17 protein-coding genes are annotated in these 18,360 nt (G+C 37.8%); 1 reads left to right on the plus strand and 16 read right to left on the minus strand.

Translation table 11 applies throughout. The features are described 5' to 3' along the window. Positions 1-22: 22 nt before the first annotated feature. Positions 23-2,047 (plus strand): ComEC/Rec2 family competence protein, encoded by a 2,025-nt coding sequence (locus tag Q2U82_RS01640; protein WP_410006021.1) that lies wholly within the window; start codon positions 23-25, stop codon positions 2,045-2,047. A gap of 27 nt (positions 2,048-2,074) precedes the next feature. Here the strand turns inward: Q2U82_RS01640 and Q2U82_RS01645 are convergent, their stop codons facing one another. The 16 genes from Q2U82_RS01645 to secY all read right to left on the minus strand — a co-directional run bounded on the left by Q2U82_RS01645 (position 2,075) and on the right by secY (position 18,357). Further along, positions 2,075-2,608 (minus strand): thioredoxin family protein, encoded by a 534-nt coding sequence (locus Q2U82_RS01645; RefSeq protein ID WP_410006022.1) that lies wholly within the window; start codon positions 2,606-2,608, stop codon positions 2,075-2,077. 84 nt (positions 2,609-2,692) lie between these two features. Then, positions 2,693-4,477 carry a peptide MFS transporter gene (locus tag Q2U82_RS01650; RefSeq protein WP_068763119.1) on the minus strand — a complete coding sequence of 595 codons (1,785 nt, stop codon included), beginning with the start codon at positions 4,475-4,477 and terminating at the stop codon, positions 2,693-2,695. A gap of 36 nt (positions 4,478-4,513) precedes the next feature. Next, complete coding sequence (locus tag Q2U82_RS01655; protein WP_410006023.1) at positions 4,514-5,917, minus strand: peptide MFS transporter; 1,404 nt, start codon at positions 5,915-5,917, stop codon at positions 4,514-4,516. A gap of 28 nt (positions 5,918-5,945) precedes the next feature. Then, positions 5,946-8,126 carry a S9 family peptidase gene (locus tag Q2U82_RS01660; RefSeq protein WP_410006024.1) on the minus strand — a complete coding sequence of 727 codons (2,181 nt, stop codon included), beginning with the start codon at positions 8,124-8,126 and terminating at the stop codon, positions 5,946-5,948. Between the two features lie 176 nt (positions 8,127-8,302). Further along, positions 8,303-9,217 carry a dimethylarginine dimethylaminohydrolase family protein gene (locus tag Q2U82_RS01665; RefSeq protein WP_410006025.1) on the minus strand — a complete coding sequence of 305 codons (915 nt, stop codon included), beginning with the start codon at positions 9,215-9,217 and terminating at the stop codon, positions 8,303-8,305. A gap of 62 nt (positions 9,218-9,279) precedes the next feature. Next, the gene (locus Q2U82_RS01670) at positions 9,280-10,566 is read right to left on the minus strand and encodes a citrate synthase (protein ID WP_410006026.1); all 1,287 of its coding nucleotides are present in this window, start codon (positions 10,564-10,566) and stop codon (positions 9,280-9,282) included. A gap of 183 nt (positions 10,567-10,749) precedes the next feature. Beyond that, positions 10,750-12,036, minus strand: coding sequence for a phosphopyruvate hydratase (eno, locus tag Q2U82_RS01675; RefSeq protein ID WP_410006027.1), 1,287 nt, complete (start codon positions 12,034-12,036; stop codon positions 10,750-10,752). Positions 12,037-12,117: 81 nt separating this feature from the next. Further along, positions 12,118-13,239 carry a glutamine-hydrolyzing carbamoyl-phosphate synthase small subunit gene (gene carA, locus Q2U82_RS01680; RefSeq protein WP_410006028.1) on the minus strand — a complete coding sequence of 374 codons (1,122 nt, stop codon included), beginning with the start codon at positions 13,237-13,239 and terminating at the stop codon, positions 12,118-12,120. A 163-nt stretch (positions 13,240-13,402) separates the two neighbouring features. Next, complete coding sequence (gene rplQ / locus Q2U82_RS01685) at positions 13,403-13,912, minus strand: 50S ribosomal protein L17 (RefSeq protein ID WP_410006029.1); 510 nt, start codon at positions 13,910-13,912, stop codon at positions 13,403-13,405. Between the two features lie 65 nt (positions 13,913-13,977). Continuing rightward, positions 13,978-14,970 carry a DNA-directed RNA polymerase subunit alpha gene (locus tag Q2U82_RS01690; RefSeq protein WP_068763110.1) on the minus strand — a complete coding sequence of 331 codons (993 nt, stop codon included), beginning with the start codon at positions 14,968-14,970 and terminating at the stop codon, positions 13,978-13,980. Between the two features lie 96 nt (positions 14,971-15,066). Further along, positions 15,067-15,672, minus strand: a complete 606-nt coding sequence (rpsD, locus tag Q2U82_RS01695; protein ID WP_410006030.1) for a 30S ribosomal protein S4 — start codon at positions 15,670-15,672, stop codon at positions 15,067-15,069. A gap of 170 nt (positions 15,673-15,842) precedes the next feature. Next, positions 15,843-16,244, minus strand: coding sequence for a 30S ribosomal protein S11 (gene rpsK, locus Q2U82_RS01700; RefSeq protein WP_410006031.1), 402 nt, complete (start codon positions 16,242-16,244; stop codon positions 15,843-15,845). Between the two features lie 11 nt (positions 16,245-16,255). Beyond that, positions 16,256-16,630, minus strand: coding sequence for a 30S ribosomal protein S13 (gene rpsM, locus Q2U82_RS01705; RefSeq protein WP_026452614.1), 375 nt, complete (start codon positions 16,628-16,630; stop codon positions 16,256-16,258). A gap of 3 nt (positions 16,631-16,633) precedes the next feature. Further along, the gene (ykgO, locus tag Q2U82_RS01710; RefSeq protein WP_009779203.1) at positions 16,634-16,750 is read right to left on the minus strand and encodes a type B 50S ribosomal protein L36; all 117 of its coding nucleotides are present in this window, start codon (positions 16,748-16,750) and stop codon (positions 16,634-16,636) included. 45 nt (positions 16,751-16,795) lie between these two features. Further along, the gene (infA, locus tag Q2U82_RS01715) at positions 16,796-17,011 is read right to left on the minus strand and encodes a translation initiation factor IF-1 (RefSeq protein WP_111844210.1); all 216 of its coding nucleotides are present in this window, start codon (positions 17,009-17,011) and stop codon (positions 16,796-16,798) included. Between the two features lie 2 nt (positions 17,012-17,013). After that, positions 17,014-18,357, minus strand: coding sequence for a preprotein translocase subunit SecY (gene secY / locus Q2U82_RS01720; RefSeq protein WP_410006032.1), 1,344 nt, complete (start codon positions 18,355-18,357; stop codon positions 17,014-17,016). Positions 18,358-18,360 lie beyond the last annotated feature (3 nt).

Here is an 18,360-nt window from a genome sequence, read left to right on the forward strand (position 1 = left end):
GGTCTCATCTAAAGTTTGGGGTATGAAATTCATAAACTTCGCAGTCGTAAAGTTTTCGTTTTTTCTTGTATTAGGAATTCTCGCTGCGCATTTCCTTCCCATTTCTACATTTTTACTGAATTATCTTTTGGCGCTTTTGCTGGCTGTTTTTGCACTGTGGCTCTGGTCGCGTAAGCAATTGATTCAAACTGTTTACTTCGGAATTGCCACCTATCTCTGTTTTTTTGTTATTGGTTATTTCAGTTATCAGATAAGACTGCCAGAGTTTCAATCAAAACATTTTTCGCACCTTGTTACTGATGATACTGCTGAAATATTTCAACTGAAAATCACGCAAATATTAAAGCCAGATAAATTCAATTTAAAATATTTTGCTACAGTAAACTCTATAAATGGCGTACCAACTAAAGGAAAAATATTGCTTAATGTTTCCAAAGATTCTTTATCGAAATCATTTTCGCCTGATGAAATACTATTGGTTTACGCCCCTATTTCTGAAATCCCAAAACCATTAAATCCGCACCAATTTGATTATTCAAAATATATGAAATCATTGGAAGTTTATGGACAATTGCGAGTTTCAGAAAAGGAGATTTTAAAAACCCGAAAAGGCACAAGAACTATATTGGGAATGGCTCAAAATTTTCGGGCAAGCATTGTAGAAAAACTTCAAAAGACAAAACTAAAAACAGACGAACGCGCCATTATACAAGCGCTCGTTTTAGGCGAAAAGAAAGATATTGGTAAAAATCTTTACACGGAATATGCAGCAGCCGGAGCAGTTCATATCTTGGCGGTTTCAGGACTTCACGTCGGAATTCTGTTCTTCATACTTACTTTTCTTTTCAGACCATTAAGCCGTTGGAAATTTGGAATATACTTTCAAGCCATTTTAATTGTATTGCTACTTTGGGGATTTGCTTTACTTTCAGGGCTTTCGCCTTCTGTTACGCGCGCGGTAACTATGTTCAGTTTTTTTGCTTTGGCAAAACTTTTCGAGCGGGACACCAATTCCATAAATACTTTATTTCTTTCGTTCCTAACATTGCTGATTATTAATCCATTATGGCTTTTTCAAGTTGGGTTTCAACTTAGCTATTTGGCGGTATTTTTCATTGTTTGGCTACAACCGCTTTTCTATAAAGTTGGGTATTCAAAATACAGGATTGTGCGTAAAACTTGGGCGATTGTATCTGTTACCATTTGTGCGCAAATTGGCGTTTTGCCTTTGACTCTTTATTATTTCCATCAGTTTCCCGGGTTGTTTTTGTTAACTAATATTGTAATACTTCCCTTTTTAACAATTTTGATGTGCGGCGGAATACTGATAGTTGTTTTAGCGTCTTTAGAAATCCTTCCAAATTGGCTTGCGGAAAGCTATAATTTTCTGATTGAAGGGTTGAATGGCTTTATTCATTGGGTGGCCGTGCAGGACGAATTTCTTTTCAAAAATATTCACTTTTCAAGCTTAAAGGTTTTTGGAACCTATCTTTTGATAATTGCTTTAGTATTGTTTTTGAAGAAAATAAGTTATCACAGATTGATTATTTCACTTTTGGCAATTTCAGCATTTGTTACAATTTATATTTTTGACGAATTCCGAACCTCATCCAATCAATTAATAGTTTTTCAGAAAAGCAAACAGACCTTGATTGGCTATAAAAACGGAACAAATTTTACGATTTTTAAAAACGACTCCACTAATAACATTTCCGAAGAATATCCTATAAAATCATTCCGAAGCGCATTTAATATTGAAAATTATTTTGAAGAAAAGCTGATAAAAATATTTCAATACAACAATAAAAAGATTTTTATAATGGATAGCCTGGGCATTTATCCCAAGCAAAAAAGCATTCATACAATTGTTTTGACCAATAGTCCAAAAGTGAATTTAAATCGAATGATTGATAGTTTGAAACCAAAACAAATTGTGGCCGATGGAAGCAATTATTACAGTTATGCCAAACGATGGGAAAAGACGTGTAAATTAAAAAAGCTCCCGTTCTGCCATACTGCAAAACAAGGAGCTTTCTCAATAGAATAGCCCGAATATGAAACCGAAAATGCTATCCTAAAATGTGTATTTAAAGTTTTTTTGATAATCCTCCCAAGCTTCTGTTGTGGTAATTTTCAAGTAATCATCGCTGTGAATCATTTTTAGGAATATTTCAAGTTGCTGTGGAGTTCTATAACCGGGCACAGCTTGAATAAGGTCTCCGTTTTCCTCAAAAAAAACAACCGTTGGATATGCGTTTACCTTTAATGCGTGGGCAAACAAATGTTGCGAATTTCTGCCTTTTCTTGCTGGATCATAATTGGGATTGGTATAAACAAAATCCTGATAGTTTACCTCCTCGGTTCCTTCTGCATTGAATTTAACTGCATAATAGTTTTTGTTTACATATTCAGCAACTTCCTTATCGCTAAATGTGTTTTTATCCAGCATTTTGCAAGGACCGCACCAGGTAGTGTAAACATCCATAAAAATCTTTTTGGGTTCTTTCTTTTGAGCCGCCAAAGCTTCATTCATCGTCATCCACTTAATTTCTTGGGAATTGATTGTTGCTGCGGAAAAAACAAAAAGGAGAAGTAGAAAATATTTCATTGTAATTTTTTTAGTTTTCAGAATTTTTGAAACAAAAAGCGTTCCATAAAAAAGGAACGCTTTTATAGCATAAAGTATTGTGTATTAACGGATGCCGTGCATTAATTTTTTTAGAACAGGATTTAACACCATTGCAATTATCCCCACAACAATAGGTATTAATGTGAAAATTAAAAAGAATGTCCCTAAGGAATATTTAGCGGAAATTTCATCAATCATACCTCCCATTGTGTTTGCTGCTTTTTGGCCCACTGCAATGGCTAAATACCAAACTCCAAACATGAAACCAATCATTCTTGCTGGCACCAATTTACTTAAATAAGAAAGTCCAACCGGTGAGATGCAAAGCTCGCCCATTGTGTGGAGCAAATAAGCCAAAATCAAAAATATCATGCTCACAGAAGCAGTCATTGCTCCTGAAGGAATGTCGGAAGCACCATAGGACAATACTGCAAAGCCAAGCCCTAGAAGTATTAACCCTATTCCATATTTCATTCCAGCGCTCGGATTGTACTTACTCTCCCACCATCTTGAAAATAAAGGTGCCAATGTAATAATAAAGAACGAATTCAAAATACCAAACCAAGTTGCGTCAACTTCATTGCCTTCCTGTGAAAATTTATCGTACAGTCTATAAAGCACCAATCCCCAAACACCAATAAAGGCTATTGCCAGCACAATATTGGAGGCTCCAATTCTATTGAAAGTTTTCTTGAAAAGAAGAAAGATTACCCAAGTAATTATTATCAACGGAACTGTAGTTAAAAGTGCATCCACAACTTTAAAAATCATTGCAGAATTTCCTACCAAAGTCCTGTCGGTATAATCCCTTGCGAATAATGTCATTGAACCCAACGATTGTTCAAAAAACGAAAAGAAGAAAACGGTAAAAAGTCCGAAGATTGAAACAGCTATAATCCTGTCGCGAACTATTGGCAAATATCTAGCTATACGTGTTATTAATAATATTAAGAACAAAACCAAGGCTGTTAAAACAACTACATTAGTACCGCTTAAACCACCAACTTCAAAAGGGACTAACGATGTTCCGCCTATTTTTTCCAATGGATCATTAAAAAGATACAACAAACCACCAACTGAGGATAGCACTACTAAAATTTTATCAAAAGTGGTAAATGGGTTTAATTTTGTTGGCACCACTTCCTCTTCACGTAGTTCAGGTCTTTCTTCATTAATGTTTTGTGGAATTTCTACCTCGTGAATTTTTGAAGGTTTTGCACCAATATTTCCAAATAGTTTTCCAGCCAGCAAAAACTGAAGCATTCCCAAAAACATAAAAATACCTGCCAAACCAAAGCCCCAAGACCAGCCATAATTTTCGGCTAAATAACCACAAAGCATCATTCCGAAAAATGCTCCAGCATTCACACCCATATAAAATATGGTATAAGCTCCATCTTTTTTGGATTCCTTGCCTTTGTACATTTCAGAAATAATAGACGTAATATTCGGCTTAAAAAAACCTGTTCCTATCACCAAAAGGGCAAGCCCCAAATAAAAAGAAGCAGTTGTTTCCAACGCCATAGAGGCGTGGCCCAATGTCATTACAACACATCCAATAACCACCGCCATACGATAACCCGTAATTTTATCGGCTATCCACCCTCCAATAATTGGAGTTAAATAGAGCAAGGAAGCATAAGTACCTATTAAAGCTAACGCGTTTTCACGTGGCCATTCCCAACCTGGATTGTCACTTAAAATTGGAGCTGTTAAGAATAGTACCAAAAGGATTCGCATTCCGTAGAAGGAAAAGCGCTCCCACATTTCAGTAAAGAAAAGGATAAAAAGCCCCGCGGGATGCCCTAAAACTTTGTCCTTAAACAGATTTTCTATATCGGTGTTCATTTGTTTATGCTTTGGTTAAATTGAATTTTTGAAAAATTAGTTTCCTTTAGTATGGTCTGGATCCGCCAATTCGAATCCTTCGTTTTCAAGAATTTCGCGCTCGTTATCTTCTGCCCCATGTGTAAGATTCTCTAGTTTCTTTCTTACCAATAATACCAATAATCCAAAAACAACACAGAAAACAGCGATTCCAGTAAATACGGTATATTCACCCAAATCTGAAGCAGATTCCCCTAAAAGTCCAGCAACTTTATTTCCAAAACCGGTCATTGCAAAATAAACACCCATCATCAATGACGCATATTTTAAAGGAGCCAATTTTGTAATGTATGAAAGTGCTACCGGCGACAAACATAATTCACCAACAGTGTGGAACAAATAAGCAGCTACTAACCAATACATTGCAGAAGCGCCATCTGCATTATACTGTGCAGCAGCTCCGGTCATAAAAAAGAAACCAGTACCCATAATTATTAAGCCAATACACATTTTGAAAAGTGAGGTTGATATTTTTCCTTTCAACTTTCTATGTGCCCAATAGGCTGCAACGCTTGTACCCAATATAATAATGAAAAGTGCATTTAAGGATTGGAACCAAGATGCAGGAACTTCCCAGCCCATCAACATTCTATTGGTTTTTTCAGAAGCATAAATGTTCATTAAACCTCCTGCCTGTTCAAAAGCGCCCCAGAATACAATCACCAAAATGAAAGAAATGAACAATACAATCATTCTATCTTTTTCAATTTTTGATAGCGGTCTCTTCATTGCCGCCTTTTCTTCTGGATCAATAGATTTATTGGTATTATTACCTACATATTTCAAATGCTTTTGACCTACTATATATTGAATCAATCCCAATAGCATTCCTATTGCAGCAAGACCAAAACCGTAATGCCATCCATAAACTTCACCTACATAACCTACAATCAAACTTGAAAGAAATGCTCCAACGTTTATACCTATATAGAATATTGTAAAACCTTTGTCTCTTCTAATATCACCAGGCTTATAAAGACCTCCAACCATAGTTGAAATATTCGGTTTTAGCATTCCAACTCCCGCTATGATCAGTCCAAGCCCTGTGTAAAACGCCCACATTTGTTCCACTGAAAGAATTCCGTGACCCAAAACAAGCAAAATACCACCGACAAGAACCGATTGCTTTTGTCCTAAAAATTTATCTGCTATCCAACCTCCGGGAATAGAAGCTACATAAACCAACATCGTATAAGTCCCGTAAAGTGAAAGTGCATCACCATTGGTCCAGCCCAAACCAGGGTTTCCGCTGGTCGCCTCTGCCACTAAGTAAAGTACCAAAATGGCGCGCATTCCGTAATAGGAAAAACGTTCCCACATTTCTGTGAAAAACAATATGTAAAGACCTACAGGGTGGCCAAATAATTCCTTTTGTTTTTGATATTGAAGTGCTTCTGACATATGATTAATTATTAGTTAGATTTAATTTTTATAAATTCTTTTTGATGAAATCGGTCATTAAAGTATAAAGATGTAAGCGAGTATTGCCACCGTAAATTCCGTGATTCTTATCTGGATAGATTCTCCAATCAAATTGCTTGTTGGCTTGCACCAAAGCTTCTATTAAGCGCATGCTGTTTTGAACGTGTACGTTATCATCGGCACTTCCGTGTACCAACAGAAATTTACCTTTCAACCCATTTACGTGCGAAAGTGGTGAGTTTTCATCATAGCCCGTTGGGTTTTCCTGTGGGGTTTCCATATAACGCTCTGTATAAATACTGTCATAAAATCTCCAGCTAGTTACCGGAGCAACGGCAATGGCCATTTCAAATGTATCTGGAGCCTGAAATAAGCTGTTTGAGGACATAAAACCACCATAACTCCAACCCCAAATTCCAGTTCTGGAAGCGTCAATATACGGTAGTTCACTTAGTTTTTTTGCGACGACTATTTGGTCCTGCACTTCATATTTGCCCAATTCCTTTTGGGTCATTTTTTTGAAATCGCGACCTTTAAAACCTGTTCCGCGACCATCAACACAAGCAATGATAATATCCTGTTCGTTTGCTAACATTTGGTGCCAATAATCATTTCCACCCATCCATTTATTCGCAACGTTCTGCGAACCAGGACCTGAATATTGATACAGAAAAAGCGGATATTGTTTTGTTTCATCAAAATCCAATGGCTTTATCATATACATATTCAAATCTTCACCATTGATGTTTATGGTTGAAAATTCCTTTGGTGAAATTTTATAGGAAGCCAAAAGGCTCTTCAAATCTGTGTTGTTTTTTATTTCGCGAAGTATCTTTCCAGTTTTAGCTTCGTTAAGCGTGAAAACATAAGGTGTATTGGCGTCTGAAAAAGAGCCTATAAAATAGGTATAATCTGCACTGAAATCTGCATCGTTGGTTCCAGTTTGCTGTGTTAAACGAATTTTGTTTTTCCCAGAAGGCAGAATGGAATATACATCGCGGTTAATGCTTCCATTTTCAGTACTTTGGTAATAAACGCGACCTGTATTTTGGTCAAAACCGTAATAAGCGGTTACCTCCCAAGGACCTTTGGTCACTTGGTTTAATAGTTTCCCATTTTTATCGTATTGGTAGATGTGGTTCCAGCCATCTTTTTCACTTGTCCAGAAAAAGCTGTTGTTGTTTAAAAAAGTTAGATTGTCCGTAACGTCAACATAGGCATCGTCCTTTTCTTCCAAGATCAATTTTGAAGTATTGTTTGAAGCATCCACAAAAACTAAATCCAAAATATTTTGATGACGATTGGTAAGCTGCACGCTTAAAAGATTATTGTCTTCAGTCCATAGCAAGCGTGGAATGTAATAACTATTGTATTTTGAAAGATCTACTGTTGACGTTTTTCCACTGACAAGATCGTAAAGTTGTAAAGAAACCTTGGAATTGTTTTCACCTGCTTTTGGGTATTTAAAGGTTTCGGCAGAAGGATAAAGATTGTTGCCATAAACATCCATTGTGTATTCAGGAACATCAGTTTCGTCAAATTTAATGTAGGCAAGTTTATCACCATTCAGGCTCCATTCAAAGGCGCGCACAAAGGCGAATTCCTCTTCGTAAACCCAATCGGTAATACCGTTGATGATGCTGTTCTTTTTACCATCTGTAGTTATTTGCTTGGTTTCACCAGAATTCAGGTCTTTTACATAAAGATTGTTTTCAAAACCATAAGCAATTTTATTGCCGTCATTACTGAAAGTAGGCTCCTGGATTTTATTGGTTGAAACAAGGCTAAAATCTTTCGTTTTTATATCATAAACATAATAAGTACCTAAAGATGAACGGCGGTAAATTTGTTGCAGCTCTGTTGTGAAAAGAATTTTTGATTCGTCTTTATTGAATTCATAAGAAATAACGTAATCTATTCCCTTTAAATCATTGCTATTTAAAAGGGTTCTTACTTTATCACCGCTTTTATAATCATAAACATCAATCGTCGAAGCTTTGTTTTCTCTGTCATAATTTAGCACCGCATATTCCTTTCCGTTGTTTAATGAACGAAGAACATCCAAGCCTTGGGTGCGGAAAGCGCCACCCCAAATTTCTTCATTGGTTATGTCTTTTTGTTGGGCAGTAAGAGGTGAAAAAGCTGTGAAAAACAGCAATAAAAAAGATAGGGAGAATATTTTTTTCAAAGTGTTAAAATTTTGTTACGCCAAGTTTACTAATTTTTTGTGAAAGTGGCGACGGTTTTTTTGTTAAATAACCCTTTGAGTCGTTATTTAATAGGAATAACAAATAGTTACAATGCCTTACAAATTGCACTCTTCTATGCATACGCAAGTTGTGGCACAAAAGAACTTATTTGGAATCAATCCCTAACTAAAGGCATCGTGGTACAACGAAGCAAACCTTCCTGTTTGGAGATTTCGGCATAGGGAACTTCCTCAACCGTAAAGCCTTGTTCGCGTAGCCAAGTGTTTAATCTTGTAAAGTTTTTTTCTGAAATAACAACATCGGGGGAAATAGAGAATATATTACTGTTCATATTGTACATTTCATTTTTCGTAATATGAAAACAGTTTTCCTTTCCGAAGAAATCAATAAGCCATTGATATTCTTCTTCAATCAAAAAACCTTCTTTGTGGATGATTGCCTTGCCTCTTCCCAAAGGCTGAAAACAACAATCCAAATGCAATGCGTTTTCATCGGCAACCGTATTACTTTTCCGAAGACTGAATGATTTCACTTTTTTATGGGGAAACAATTTTTGAAGATGTTTTACAGCTTTCATATTTGTGCGTGCCGTAATAAAGCTGGGATAATCTTCGCCGTAATAGGTACCCACAAAAATGTAGTCACCCCATGGCATTACATCGCCACCTTCAATATGTGCGTTTTCGGGAAATTCTATTACTTTTGATGGATCAATTTGATTGATTACATGCTCAATGGCTTCAATTTCCATAGAACGGTCATCGAGAATATTGGCGATTATAAATTTATCCTCAATCACAAAAGCAATATCTCTCGAAAAAATTTGATTGTAATCTTTTATGGAATGCGGCCTATAAACCTTTACACCATATTTTTTAAAAACTTCAGCAACGGCCTCCATTTCGGCAACCATGTCTTCATCCTTTGGATAGGTGCCCGCTTTAATATGTTCTGCAGATTTTGGGTCGTAGGCATCTTCCAGTTTTGGCACGGGGCCATTGCTATCGGCCCTACCCAATATTACAGCACGCAATGGTGAAATTTCGTCGTTGATATTTAATTTGATCATATAGCAAATATAAAAAAAGCACCTCGATACCGAAGTGCTTTCAAATATATTAAAAATTGTTTTTATCTTTTTTCTACAGACACAAAGCTCCTTAGGGTTTCGCCAGTATAAATTTGGCGAGGACGGCCTATTGGTTCTTTGTTTAAACGCATTTCTCTCCATTGCGCTATCCAACCCGGCAAACGCCCCAAAGCGAACATAGGCGTAAACATTTCAACTGGAATTCCTAATGCGCGATAAATGATTCCTGAATAGAAATCTACGTTTGGATATAATTTTCTGTCCACGAAATATGGATCTTCCAAAGCTTCTTTCTCCAATGCTTTTGCAATGTCTAAAATTTCGTCTTCAATACCCAAATTCTCTAAAACATCATCTGCAGCCTTTTTAATGATTTTTGCGCGTGGGTCAAAGTTTTTATAGACTCTGTGCCCAAAGCCCATCAATCGGAAAGGATCGTCCTTGTCTTTTGCTTTGGCCATAAATTTTTTGGTATCGCCACCGTCTTCCTTAATAGCTTCAAGCATTTCAATAACCGCTTGGTTTGCCCCTCCGTGAAGTGGCCCCCAAAGCGCTGCAATTCCTGCAGAAATCGAAACAAAAAGACCTGCATGTGACGAACCAACAATTCGTACTGTAGAAGTAGAGCAATTCTGTTCGTGGTCTGCGTGAAGAATCAATAGCTTATCCAAAGCTTCCAAAACGGTTTCATTTGTAGTGTATTCCCCGTTTGGTTTTTTGAACATCATCTTTAGGAAGTTATCTACGTATCCTAAAGAATCTCCGCCGTAATCCAACGGGAGCCCCATACGTTTTCTATATGTCCAAGCAGTCAAAACCGGGAATTTTCCAAGGATTTTCACAATAGCTTTATACATATCTTCCTCGCTATCCACATTTACGGACGAAGGATTGAAAGCCACCAAAGCCGAAGTCAAAGAAGACAGAACGCCCATTGGGTGTGCGGCTTTTGGAAAACCGTCCAAAATTCTTTTTACATCTTCATCAACATGTGATTGTGCTTTTATATCTGTATGGAATTTTTCTAATTGGGTTTTGGTGGGCAATTCACCAAAAATAAGAAGGTAACAAACCTCTAAGAAATGTGCTTTTTCAGCAAGTTCTTCAATGGCATATCCGCGGTAACGCAAAACTCCTTTTTCTCCATCCAAAAAGGTGATGGCACTTTCGCAAGCTCCTGTATTTTTATATCCCGGATCTAGCGTCACAACGCCACCCGTGTCGCCACGAAGACTTTTTATATCTATCCCTAATTCGTTTTCAGTTCCCTCTACAATTGGAAACTCGTATTTTTTACCATCTATCTCGAGGGTCGCCATCTTTGCCATAAAATATAGTGTGTTTTTTTAATTTATTCAGAAATGCTAAATTACAAAATCTCAAGCAATTTTTTTAACATTTCTAAGTAATCTTAGGTTAAAAAATCCTTAAATCATAGGTTATACAGCCGATTTTCGTAACATAAAAAAAACCCCGCTAGTAGCGAGGTTTTTAATTCATTTATAATAAAGCTATATTTTGAAAGCGTTTTGCTGCGGAAAATAGGCAACTTCACCCAATTGCTCTTCTATTCTGAGCAATTGATTGTACTTCGCCATTCTATCACTTCGCGAAGCAGAACCAGTTTTTATTTGGCCGCAATTTAATGCAACCGCCAAATCTGCAATTGTATTATCTTCTGTTTCCCCGCTTCGGTGGCTCATTACGGAAGTATAGCCAGCATTATGCGCCATATTTACGGCGGCAATAGTTTCGGTCAATGTTCCAATTTGGTTTACTTTTATAAGAATTGAATTCGCAATTTTCTCAGAAATACCTTTTGAAAGTCTTTCCACGTTTGTAACAAACAAATCGTCTCCGACCAATTGAACTTTATCACCAATCTTTTCGGTCAAGTATTTCCAGCCTTCCCAATCGTTTTCATCCATTCCGTCTTCAATTGAAATGATTGGATATTTTTTACACAATTCAGCTAAATAATCAGCCTGCTCTTTTGAAGTACGTACTTTTCCTTTTTCGCCTTCGAACTTTGTATAATCGTATTTTTTCTTCACATAGAATTCCGCAGCAGCACAATCCAAAGCAATCATTACATCGTCGCCCAATTTGTAACCTGCTTTTTTGGTTGCTTTTGCAATAGTATCCAAAGCATCCTCCGTTCCATCTAAAGTTGGGGCAAATCCGCCTTCGTCGCCAACAGCAGTACTCAACCCGCGATCGTGCAGTACTTTTTTAAGGTTATGAAAAATTTCAGAACCCATCTGCATTGCGTGCGTAAAGTTTTTCGCCTTTACAGGCATAACCATAAATTCCTGAAACGCGATGGGCGCATCACTGTGTGAGCCACCGTTGATAATATTCATCATTGGTACGGGAAGCGTCTTCGCGCTAACTCCGCCCACATAACGATATAAAGGCATTCCCAATTCATTGGCAGCAGCTTTTGCCGCGGCCAAGGAAACTCCCAAAATTGCATTGGCGCCAAGCTTCGATTTATTTTTGGTTCCATCCAAATCAATCATTGTTTTATCGATCAATTCCTGTTCGAATACCGAAATTCCCAAAAGTGTTCCTGCAATTTTGCCATTTACGTTTTCAACAGCTTTCAGTACACCTTTGCCCATATAAGCTTTTCCTCCATCGCGAAGTTCTACAGCTTCATGTTCGCCAGTGGAAGCTCCGGAAGGAACTGCAGCACGGCCCATAAAACCGTTTTCGGTAATTACGTCTACCTCAATAGTTGGGTTTCCTCTAGAGTCGAAAATTTGTCTTGCGTTGATGTCGATGATGATGCTCATTGGTGAAAGTTAATAGTTACTGGTTAATAGTTATTTGAAAAGACCTCACAGGTTTTAAAAACCTGTGAGGTCTGGAATATTTTATGCAGTTTGCAGTTTATGCTTTTCAATACTTTCGATAAATTGATCAAAAAGATACGAAGCATCGTGCGGTCCCGGACTTGCTTCGGGATGATACTGAACTGAAAACGCTGGTTTGTTTTTCAGTCGAATGCCCGCAGCAGTATGGTCGTTAAGATGCTCGTGTGTAATTTCGATATCTGGGTTTGCCTCTGCCTCTTCCCTATTGATAGCGAAACCGTGGTTTTGGGAAGTGATTTCACCTTTACCACTGATCAAATTCATAACGGGATGGTTTATTCCGCGGTGGCCGTTGTGCATTTTATAAGTTGAAATTCCGTTTGCCAAGGCTAACATTTGGTGTCCAAGACAGATTCCAAACATGGGCACTTCTTTATCCAAAATTGTTTTCACAACTTCTATTGCGCTGTGAAGTGGTTCGGGATCACCAGGGCCGTTGGATATAAAATAACCATCGGGATTAAAGGCTTTCATATCCGAAAAAGAAGCATTGTACGGAAATACCTTTATATAGCAATCGCGCTCCGAAAGTCTGCGAAGAATATTTTTCTTAATACCCAAATCCAATGCTGATATTTTGTATTTGGCATTTTCGTTTCCGAAGAAATAGGGCTCCTTTGTAGAAACTTTTGAAGCGAGTTCCAAACCGTTCATGTCTGGAATTTCGGCCAGTTGTTTTTTCAAACCTTCAATATTGTCAACTTCTGTGGAAATTACAGCGTTCATTGCGCCATTGTCGCGGATGTAGCTTACTAACGCCCGAGTATCCACATCACTTATTGCGAGAAGATTATTTCTATTTAAAAATTCTTCCAAGGAATCATCAGCCGCTGGGCGGGAATAATGGTAGCTGAAATTTCGAACCACCAAACCAGCAATTTTTATTCCTTCAGATTCTACTTCTTCTTTATTGGTACCGTAATTACCGATGTGGGCGTTTGTGGCAACCATAATCTGTCCGAAGTATGATGGATCAGTAAAAATTTCTTGATAACCGGTCATTCCGGTATTAAAACAAACTTCGCCAAAGGCGGAGCCTTCTTTGTTTCCAACCGCTTTTCCGTAGAAAATGGTTCCATCTGCCAGTAAAATAAGTGCTTTTTTTCGTGTTTGGTATTTCATTATTTGAAGTGTTTCAAGTTTCTGGTTGCAAGTTTCAGGTTAAAAAACATAGGTCACCCATCATCAAGCATCCAGCATTTCAAAATTCTTTGCAAAAATAGTATAAAAAAAAGGGATAAACGAAAACGCTTATCCCTTTGTTATTTAATGAATTCAAATTCATTTATTCTTCTTCTTTCTTGGCTTCTTTTTCAGCTTTTGCCGGAGCAGCTTTTGCAGCGGGTGCAGCAGCGGCAGCTTCAGTGCCAGTTCCGCTTCCACGACGACTTCTACGCGTAGATTTCTTCTTGGTAGCTTTGCCAGCGTTGTAAAGTTCGTTGAAATCAACTAGCTCTATCATTGCCATATCAGCGTTATCACCTAGACGGTTACCCAATTTAATAATACGGGTGTAACCTCCCGGACGGTCACCAACTTTTGGCGCAACAGTTCTGAAAAGTTCTGCTACTGCATCTTTTTGACGCAATTTTGCAAAAACCAAACGACGGTTGTGTGTGGTGTCTTCCTTAGACTTTGTTACCAATGGCTCTACAAATTGTTTCAACGCTTTTGCTTTCGCAACAGTTGTGTTGATACGTTTGTGCTCAACAAGTGAACAAGCCATGTTTGCCAACATTGAATGTCTGTGGGCAGTTTTTCTTCCTAAGTGATTTATTTTTTTTCCGTGTCTCATGACATTTTTGTTTTAATCATCATCTTGCATCAACCCATTTTGGGGAGCAAAATATGACGTATTAACTAATCTTTATCTAATTTATATTTTGCAAGATCCATCCCGAAGTTTAGGCCTTTCACATTTACAAGCTCTTCAAGCTCAGTAAGCGATTTTTTACCAAAGTTACGGAACTTCATCAAGTCATTTTTGTTGAAAGAAACAAGATCTCCCAAAGTATCAACTTCTGCAGCTTTCAAACAGTTTAGCGCACGAACCGAAAGGTCCATATCTACCAATTTTGTTTTAAGCAACTGACGCATGTGAAGGGATTCTTCATCATAAGTTTCAGTTTGTGCAATCTCGTCAGCCTCCAAAGTGATGCGCTCATCGCTGAACAACATAAAGTGGTGAATCAAAGTTTTTGCAGCTTCGGTCAATGCATCTTTTGGGTGAATAGATCCGTCAGTAATGATTTCGAAAACTAATTTTTCGTAATCTGTTTTCTGCTCTACACGGAAGTTTTCAATACTGTACTTCACGTTTTTTATAGGGGTGTAGATAGAATCTGTAAATATGGTTCCCAAAGGAGCGTTCGCTTTTTTGTTCTCTTCAGCAGGAACATAACCGCGACCTTTTTCGATAGTAATTTCGAAATTAAGGTTCACTTTCTTGTCCATATTGCAAAGAACCAAGTCTGGGTTCAATACTTGGAAGCCAGAAATGAATTTTTGGAAATCACCAGCTTTTAACTGCTCGTTTCCAGAAACGGAAATAGTAACGGTTTCGTTGTCTATCTCGTCAATCTGTCTTTTGAAACGAACTTGCTTAAGGTTCAAAATAATTTCGGTAACATCTTCTACTACTCCAGCGATGGTAGAAAATTCGTGATCCACGCCTTCGATGCGAACCGAAGTGATGGCGAATCCTTCCAAAGAGGAAAGTAATACGCGTCTTAATGCGTTACCAACGGTAAGTCCGTAACCTGGTTCCAAAGGACGAAATTCAAATTTCCCTTCGAAATCGGTAGAATTTACCATTATAACTTTATCAGGCTTCTGAAAACTAAATACTGCCATTTTTTTTTCTTCGTTTTAATTGTTATTTAGTTGCGCGGTTTAAAAGTTTGAAGAACACTATAAACCCTTTGGCCAAATACCAATATGATTATTTTATTATTTAGAATATAATTCGACGATAAACTGCTCGTTGATGTTTTCTGGAATTTGGATACGCTCAGGTACGGAAACGAAAGTTCCTTCCTTTTTGTCGTTGTTCCAAGTGATCCATTCGTACACGTGACTTGCATTTGCCAACGAATCGTTGATTGCGCTAAGAGATTTTGATTTCTCTCTAACGGCCACTACATCTCCAGCTTTCAACTGATAAGATGGAATGTTTACTTTTTCACCATTAACAGTGATATGACGGTGAGAAACCAATTGTCTAGCACCAGAGCGACTTGGGGATATTCCCATACGGTACACTACGTTGTCTAAACGTGACTCACACAATTGAAGCAAAACCTGACCTGTAATTCCAGGTGCAGCAGTTGCTTTTTTGAACATATTTCTGAACTGACGCTCCAAGATACCATAGGTATATTTCGCTTTTTGCTTCTCCATCAACTGGATTGCATATTCAGATTTTTTACCACGACGACGTGCGTTACCGTGTTGCCCAGGAGGGTAGTTTCTTTTTTCGAAAGACTTATCGTCTCCGAAGATAGCTTCCCCGAACTTACGGGCGATTTTAGTTTTTGGACCAGTATATCTTGCCATTTCTAATTTAAGGTTATGAAGGAAAACTAAATTAAGGTCTTACGTTAATCCTTTAGTTCTTGGTTCCTTCAGATTGATATTTGTTATTAATTATTGTTTATTATTATTTTTTATTTCTTTCTAAATAAAAATAGAAAATGAATTGCCCGAAGGCAATTCAATAAAAAATATTATACTCTTCTTCTTTTAGGAGGACGGCATCCGTTGTGCGGCATTGGAGTAACATCGATAATTTCGGTTACTTCAATTCCTGCGTTGTGGATGGAACGTATTGCAGATTCTCTACCGTTTCCTGGCCCTTTTACGTAAACTTTTACTTTACGCAAACCGGCGTCGTGTGCAACTTTTGCGCAATCTTCCGATGCCAACTGAGCTGCATAAGGAGTATTTTTCTTAGATCCACGGAAGCCCATTTTACCGGCTGAGGACCAAGAGATAACATCTCCGTTCTTATTTGTCAACGAAACGATAATGTTGTTGAAGGAAGCATTGATATGCGCCTCTCCAGTTGATTCAACATTAACCTTGCGTTTTTTAACTGCTTTTGTAGTTTTAGACGTTGTCTTTGCCATAACTCTAGGTTTTATTTAGTTGCTTTTTTCTTGTTAGCAACAGTTTTACGTTTTCCTTTTCTTGTACGAGAGTTATTCTTAGTACGTTGTCCTCTCAATGGAAGACCCGATCTGTGACGAATACCTCTGTAGCAACCAATATCCATTAAGCGTTTAATGCTTAATTGAACTTCACTACGTAATTCACCTTCGATTTTGAAAGACCCAACAGCGTCACGAATAGCACCGATTTCATCATCGTTCCATTCACTTACTTTTTTGTCTTCGTCAACTCCGGCTTTGTTCAGAATATCTTGGGCACGGCTCTTACCGATTCCGAAGATATACGTTAACGCGATTACACCCCTTTTGTGCTTCGGGATATCTACACCTGCGATTCTTGCCATAACTTATCCTTGTCTTTGTTTGAACTTTGGGTTCTTTTTGTTAATTACATATAATCTGCCTTTTCTGCGAACAATCTTGCAGTCGGCACTTCTTTTCTTTACGGATGCTCTTACTTTCATCTCTTTTCGTTTTTTATAGTTCAATGAACCGTGAGGTCCGTTGTATTAATATCTGTATGTTATTCTTGCCTTACTTAAATCATAAGGACTCATTTCCAGCTTCACTTTATCTCCTGGCAACAATTTAATGTAGTGCATTCGCATCTTACCAGAAATGTGTGCGGTTACTACGTGACCGTTTTCCAATTCAACACGGAACATTGCGTTTGATAGTGCTTCCACTATACTTCCATCTTGTTCTATTGCGCTTTGTTTTGCCATAATTATGCTACTGCCTTTCTATTTTTACCACTTTTCATCAAGCCATCGTAATGACGGTTCAACAAATAGGAATTTACCTGTTGCATTGTATCGATAGCAACACCCACCATAATCAATAGTGAAGTACCACCGTAGAATAATGCCCAACCTTGTTGGATACCCATCAATTTAACTACAAATGCTGGAAATATAGCAATCAAAGCTAAAAAGACAGAACCCGGAAGAGTTATTTGAGACATAATTCGGTCTAAATATTCAGCGGTTTGTGAACCAGGTTTAATACCGGGAATAAAACCACCACTACGTTTAAGGTCATCCGCCATTTTGTTGGTTGGCACCGTGATAGCAGTATAAAAATATGTGAATATGATAATCAATATTGCGAATACTAAGTTGTACCAAAATCCGAAAATATCACTAAAGGTAGCTTGAATTCCCTGAGCGAAATCGCTTTCGGAAAGACTTGCAACTGCAGAAGGTACAAACATAATTGCCTGAGCAAAGATGATAGGCATTACCCCAGAAGCATTTAACTTTAATGGAATGAACTGGCGTGCACCAAAAATATTCTTCTCATAACCACCGCTAGCGGTTCTTCTTGCATATTGAACAGGTATTTTACGTACTGCCATTACTAACATAATTGACAGTAAGATAATCACGAACCAGATAACCAATTCAATAAGAATCATAATCAAACCACCGTTTGATTCCATAACCCTTGAAACAAATTCCTGAGCAAATGATTGTGGCAAACGTGCAATAATACCAACCATAATAAGTATGGAGATACCGTTACCAATACCTTTATCGGTAATCTTTTCACCCAACCACATTGCGAATATTGTTCCTGTTACAAGTATTATCACTGAAGAAAAGTAGAACATAAAGCTCTGCCCCATTACAAAAGCTTCAGCTGGCACTCCCATTGCTGGAAGACCTGCAAGATAACTTGGCGCTTGTACCAAACAGATACCAATTGTTAACCAACGAGTAATCTGATTGATTTTCTTACGGCCACTTTCGCCTTCTTTCTGTAATTTTTGAAGGTAAGGCACAGCAATTTGCATTAACTGTACAACAATAGAAGCAGAAATATATGGCATAATACCCAATGCAAAAACAGAAGCATTGGCAAAAGCCCCTCCAGTAAATGCATTCAATAAACCACCAATCCCACCGGCATTGAATTTACCTGCGAACTGCGCCAACATATCTGCATCAATTCCTGGAAGTACTACTTGCGCACCGAAACGGTAAACCAATAGCATTCCAAGAGTAAGCAAAATGCGGTTACGCAACTCCTCTATTTTCCAAACATTTTTTAAGGTATCGATAAATTTCATCCT

It is taken from the genome of Aequorivita nionensis (genome assembly GCF_046352995.1).
Lineage (GTDB): Bacteria > Bacteroidota > Bacteroidia > Flavobacteriales > Flavobacteriaceae > Aequorivita > Aequorivita nionensis.